The following is a 5,796-nucleotide window of genomic DNA, read 5'->3' as shown; positions in this document are numbered from 1 at the left end:
AGCATCGCTTTGCTCAGCTTCTTTCGCTGCTTTTTTCGCTTTTGCTCGAGCGATGGCCGCTGCAACAGCGGCTTTACGCGGATCTTCCGGCTCGCTATCAGCTACAGTTTCATCGCTTTGTTCTGTTTCTTTAGCTGCTTTCTTTGCTTTCGCTCGGGCGATAGCAGCTGCAACAGCAGCTTTGCGCGGATCTTCCGGCTCGCTATCAGATACTGAGCTATCGCTTTGCTCAGTCTCTTTAGCTACTTTCTTTGCTTTTGCACGGGCAATGGCGGCAGCAACAGCGGCTTTACGCGGATCTTCTATGCTTTCAGTTTCAGCTGGCGCTTCATCTTGTTCTGCGTTTTGTGCCGCTTTCTTTGCTTTTGCACGAGCAATGGCGGCGGCAACTGCGGCCTTGCGAGGATCGGTCGATGCGTCAGTTTGAGTTGCTTGCTGTTCTGAATTTACATCATCAGCTGCTGTTTGTTGTGCGGCCTTTTTCGCTTTCGCGCGGGCAATGGCTGCGGCAACAGCAGCCTTATTATCTTTAGGCTTATCGGCACTGTCATCAGTGGCTTTCTCAGCCTTGTATTGGCGAGCTTGCTCTTTACGCTTAGCGCGCTCTAATGCAACAGCACTATTATCTGGCTCGAGTGAACCATCAGCTGCTTTTTTCGCTTTAGCTCGGGCGATTGCAGCTTCAACTGCTGATTTTTCTGGTGCTTTCTTACTCTTAACACGCTCAAGTGCTTCAGCCACTTTTTCTTTACTTTGCGCTGATTGAGTAGAACGGCTCGCTGAACGCTTGTGACGGTTTTGACGTTCTTCTTGCTCTCGCTCTAAACGCTCTTTACGGGCTTCGAAACGTTCTTTTGCTCTTTCTGCTTTGATCTGTTCTAGTTTTTGTTCACGGATCTCAGCTTTGGCAACACGGTAATATTGCACCAGTGGAATTTCACTCGGGCACACGTACGAACACGCACCACATTCAATACAATCAAACAGGTTGTATTCTTCAAGCTTTTGATACTCTTTGCCTTTAGCAAACCACTGTAATTGCTGTGGTAGTAAAGTTTGCGGGCAAGCATCGGCACATGCACTACAGCGGATACAAGCTTTTTCATCGTTTGGCTCAGCCAGCTCTTGATTGTCAGGTGCCAAAATACAGTTGGTGGTTTTGACCACAGGAATGCGCACTGTTGGCAAAGTGAAGCCCATCATTGGCCCACCCATGATGACACGCTGTGCAGTAACGGGTTCGAACCCTTGGCTATCGAGTAGGTGCTTAATCTCAGTGCCCATCAGTGCCCAAACATTTTGTGCTTGTTTGATGGTGTTACCGGTTACAGTAACAACACGCTCAATGAGCGGTTTGCCACGAAGCACAGCGTCGCTTATCGCAAATAAAGTACCGACGTTTTGCACTAATACGCCAATATCTGCAGGAATGCCCGCACTGGGCACTTCACGAGAAGTCAGTACTTTGATCAGCTGTTTTTCACCGCCAGAAGGGTATTTGGTTGGCACTGATCGAACTAAGATTTTATCGTTATGTGATGAGGCTTTTTGCATCGCAGCAATGGCCTCGGGCTTATTATCTTCAATACCAACTAACACATACTTTGGAGAGAGTAGGTGTTGCATGATTTCAATACCTTGCACGATTTGCTCAGCATGCTCACGCATTAACATGTCATCGGCTGTGATATAAGGTTCACATTCAACGCCATTGACAACAAAAAAATCAATCTCAGCTTGGCTGCTTGCTTTCACATAAGTCGGGAAGCCTGCGCCACCCATACCGGCAATACCTGCATCATGAATTTTATCAACCAGTTGCTGTTTTGAAATATCTTTGTATTGAGCAAGAGGTTCAAGCGCACACCAAGTGTCTTGACCATCAGGTTCAAGCACGATGCTCGGCTCTGGCAAAGCTGACGGGTGTGCCGATGGTCTATGTTCAATGGCGGTGATGATGCCTGAAGTAGCGGCATGGATAGGTAAAGACCAATTTCCAGCTGGTTTTGTTAGTGCTTGACCTTTTAAAACATGATCGCCCACATGGACAAGCAGTTGACCGTTGGCACCAATATGCTGCTTTAACGGAATAACCAACTTATCAGGTAAGGGTAACTGGCGAATTGGAGCTTGGTTTGACAATGTTTTTTGTTCTGGTGGGTGAATACCACCAGGAAATTGCCACAGCGTTCCACGTTCAATTTGTTCAAATAACGATTCCACGGCAACCTCTAATCAATCTGAGTGACGTTAATGGCGTTTAACTGCCATTTCCATGTTTGCTTTGTTTCAGCAACAGGGATCATATCAATACAATCAACCGGGCAAGGCTCAACGCATAAATCACAGCCGGTACATTCATCTTTTAACACGGTATGCATTTGTCTTGTAGCACCAACAATGGCGTCAACCGGACAAGCTTGAATACATTTAGTGCAACCAATACATTCATCTTCACGAATATATGCCACAGTTTTAGCTGGTTCGGCTTCTTCGCCGCCGGCTAAAGGTTTAGGCTCAACGCCCATTAAATCGGCTAGCTTTTTAATGGTGGCATCACCACCCGGTGGGCATTTATTAATTTCGTCGCCATTGGCGATGGCTTCAGCGTAAGGACGACAGCCAGGGTAACCACATTGGCCGCATTGTGTTTGCGGTAAAATGGCATCGACTTGGTCGACAACAGGGCTACTTTCAACGCGATATTTTACCGCGGCATAACCTAAAATAAGGCCAAAAATCAGCGCCAGTGAACCTAGCGCAATGAGTGCATAAAACAAGGTCATGGTTAAAACTTCACTAATCCAGAAAAGCCCATAAAGGCAAGAGACATTAAGCCGGCGGTGATCATGGCGATTGACGCACCTTTGAACGGTGTTGGTACATCGGCAACTGCCAGGCGTTCACGCAGTGCGGCAAATAAAACCAGCACCATAGAAAAACCGACAGCGGCACCAAAACCGAACACGGCTGAACTCATAAAGGTATGCTCATTTTTAATGTTAAGTAGGGCAACACCTAATACTGCACAGTTAGTTGTGATAAGCGGTAAGAAAATACCCAGTAAACGGTAAAGGGTAGGGCTGGTTTTCTTCACCACCATTTCGGTAAATTGCACCACCACAGCAATAACGAGTATGAAGCTCATGGTGCGTAAGAACTCTAATTCGAGAGGTTGCAATATATACTCGTTAACAAGGTAACTCGTCACTGAGGCTAGCGTGAGTACAAAAGTTGTGGCCATTGACATACCAACGGCAGTGTCTAATTTGCCTGATACGCCCATGAAAGGGCATAAGCCTAAGAATTGTACTAACACGAAATTATTTACTAATACTGTGCCAATCAGCAACAGAATATATTCAGTCATTATAGCCCCTAACGTTGACGCCTTTTTATTGAGTGCCTAGCGATTGTTAATTTTACCAAGTTTGGCGCTGAATATCACAACAAAAACGGCAGAATTGTTTTGATAAATGGTTATTTTTGTAAAGATTTACGGATATACGCAGCGAAATCAAAAAAGGCCCTGAAAGGGCCTATTTTTAGTGTGGTTTTTTGCTGTTATATTTCTTTGGGTTTCTCTATGTAGTAACCCTGAACACCGTCGAGGCAGAGTGTTTCAACTACGTGCTTTTCTTCTTGGTTCTCAACCCCTTCAGCAAACACGCTCACCCCTATGCGGTGTGCTAGGTCGACCATCAGTCGCATGAAGTACTGGTTGTTTTTATCTTCTTCAAGACCACGGGTATAACTTGCATCCATCTTGATGAAGTCAGGTTTCAAATCTCTGAAGAACTTAAATGAGGTTAAACCAACACCAAAACGTTCAACGGTGATACGGGCACCAACACGGTGAACCATATCGATAAAGCGTTTACTGGCTTTAATATTTTGCTGTAAACCAAACTCGCTCACTTCAAAAATCAATTTCGAAGCAATGTTGGCATCTTTCAACAGACGACGCTCTAGCCAGATCACAAATTGATCTGAGTGGGCACTTGATGCAGTGACATTGATACCGAAGAACTTTTCAGTGAAGTTACGGGTTTTTATGAGCTCAAGTGACGTATCTATGATCAATTTATCGATTTCGATGGCCATCTCAAGTTTTTCTGCCATCGCCAAGAAAGACGCCGTTGGCAGCATTTGGTTATCTTCGGTTTTAAAACGGGCTTGGATTTCGGCATAGGCTTTAACATTTTTACCAATCGGCATAATGTTTTGCATCATCAAGCTGACGCGTTTTGCTTCGATCACATCATGGATCACTTTACGCCAATTTTGGTTACCAAAACCTGCACCAACATTGTTGATAAGATCCGATTCGCGTTGAATATGCCACGCATTCGCTTGCTTACTCTGGGCCATACTCATGGCATTATCGACCACAGATAATATCTCGCCTAATGGCTTACCTGTTTCGTATGGGACAATACCCGTGTTAGCCACTGAGCTGAGCTCTTGGTTTTGTTGATATTGAGTGAACCTTGCTTGTAATGTATCACCGAAATGTTCGGCTTCTTTTGCCGGAATATTAGGCAATATAACCGCAAAGTCAGAGCTATTTAACCTGAAAGTTTGCCCGCCAGTATAAGTGCCACAAACATGCGTAATTATTTCGGAGACTGATTTTATGTACTCGTCACCTTTTTGATAGCCACGAGTTTGGTTGATCACTTGTAGTTCACTACAACGGATCATAGCAAGGGTACCAAATGATTTTTTGCTACTTGATTCAATATGCTGCTCGTAATACTCCACGAACATGTTGCGGTTACCCAGACCGGTTACCACATCTTTATAAGCTTCCTGCTTTATACTTTGCGCGGCACTTTGAATATCTTCTTGTTTACTCTTTAAGAAATGCGCTAAACGATTAAAAGAAGGAGCAAGCTCTGCACCCAGTGCTTGTACCTTACCTGCGTTAAAGTCATTTTCTATGCTGTCGGTCACTTGGTTTTGAGTAATGTACATATCTACCGCATCTGCAACAGTCATACTGACATTACGATTTAAGCGTTTATAAATTGCTTTCATATAGAAGACAGGAATAAATGCGAGTAGGGCGGTGATAATAAACATCATGATGACAGCTTGTTGTAACAGCTGAGCTTGGCTTTGTGCATTAATAATGAATTCGATTTTAATGTCTTTGGTCACATTTACAGCAAATTGCGGGCGAATAGCATTAATATTCGATTCGATAATTTCAGCTATAAAAGGTAATGGACTGTGGGTGTTAACGTTTAAAACTGTGTCACCATTAAAGTCTCTTACAATGAAGGTTGAAAATACATTGCCATTCGCCAGTGCTTGACGAATATGCTGAGGGGTGACCTCTGCCATGGTTTTTTCTTTTATATACTGAGTCACCATTACTTGTGCACTTTGCTGTGCTTTTGACACTGCTGAATCAAAGCTGGTCGCAAAGAAGAATACACCAACAAGTGAAAACAGAAGCCAAGAGATCAATTGCACAAATATAAGTTTTTTAAAGCCTGCCATTATTGTGTCTTTCAGTTCTTTTTAGTTTTATTCCAAACTTCAAATAATTTAGTCGCGATTAAGCTAGCCTAAATTTTTTGAGCGCATACTTATAGCCAAGATAATACGGTTCTTTATCGTCAGACTAATATAAAAATTGAGGAACAATTATCGCAAAATAAGCAAAAATTTTAATTATTAAATTTAGCTGACTCAGCGATTTTAAAGGAAAAAATTAACTGTAGTAGGGTAGTGCAATGTTTAGGAAAAGTCTATGAGAATCTGAATATTGGCTCCCCCTCCCCGACT

4 protein-coding genes are annotated in these 5,796 nt (G+C 43.5%); all 4 read right to left on the bottom strand.

Features of this window, described 5'->3' with window-relative positions; all coding sequences use genetic code 11:
- Positions 1-2,223, bottom strand: a 2,223-nt coding sequence (gene rsxC / locus CWB72_RS19735; RefSeq protein ID WP_138634996.1) for an electron transport complex subunit RsxC, incomplete at its 3' end; no start/stop codon positions are given.
- 8 nt (positions 2,224-2,231) lie between these two features.
- A complete protein-coding gene (gene rsxB, locus CWB72_RS19730; RefSeq protein ID WP_138634993.1) occupies positions 2,232-2,786 on the bottom strand; it encodes an electron transport complex subunit RsxB in 555 nt (184 codons plus the stop codon).
- Between the two features lie 2 nt (positions 2,787-2,788).
- Positions 2,789-3,370: an electron transport complex subunit RsxA gene (rsxA, locus tag CWB72_RS19725; RefSeq protein WP_058030771.1), complete on the bottom strand. Its 582-nt coding sequence runs from the start codon at positions 3,368-3,370 to the stop codon at positions 2,789-2,791.
- Between the two features lie 194 nt (positions 3,371-3,564).
- On the bottom strand, positions 3,565-5,508 hold the full coding sequence (locus CWB72_RS19720; protein WP_138634990.1) for an EAL domain-containing protein: 1,944 nt from the start codon (positions 5,506-5,508) through the stop codon (positions 3,565-3,567).
- Positions 5,509-5,796: the final 288 nt, after the last annotated feature.

Origin of the sequence: Pseudoalteromonas phenolica (assembly GCF_005886345.1) — a bacterium.
Taxonomy (GTDB): domain Bacteria; phylum Pseudomonadota; class Gammaproteobacteria; order Enterobacterales; family Alteromonadaceae; genus Pseudoalteromonas; species Pseudoalteromonas phenolica_A.
The sequence above is the reverse complement of the archived record's forward strand: the minus strand, read 5'-3'. Positions and strand labels throughout refer to the sequence as shown.

Excerpts from the sequence above, each read along its gene's own strand:
- CWB72_RS19720 (WP_138634990.1), bottom strand. The coding sequence starts at position 5,508 with ATGGCAGGCTTTAAAAAACTTATATTTGTGCAATTGATCTCTTGGCTT.
- rsxB (WP_138634993.1), bottom strand. The coding sequence starts at position 2,786 with ATGACCTTGTTTTATGCACTCATTGCGCTAGGTTCACTGGCGCTGATT.
- rsxA (WP_058030771.1), bottom strand. The coding sequence starts at position 3,370 with ATGACTGAATATATTCTGTTGCTGATTGGCACAGTATTAGTAAATAAT.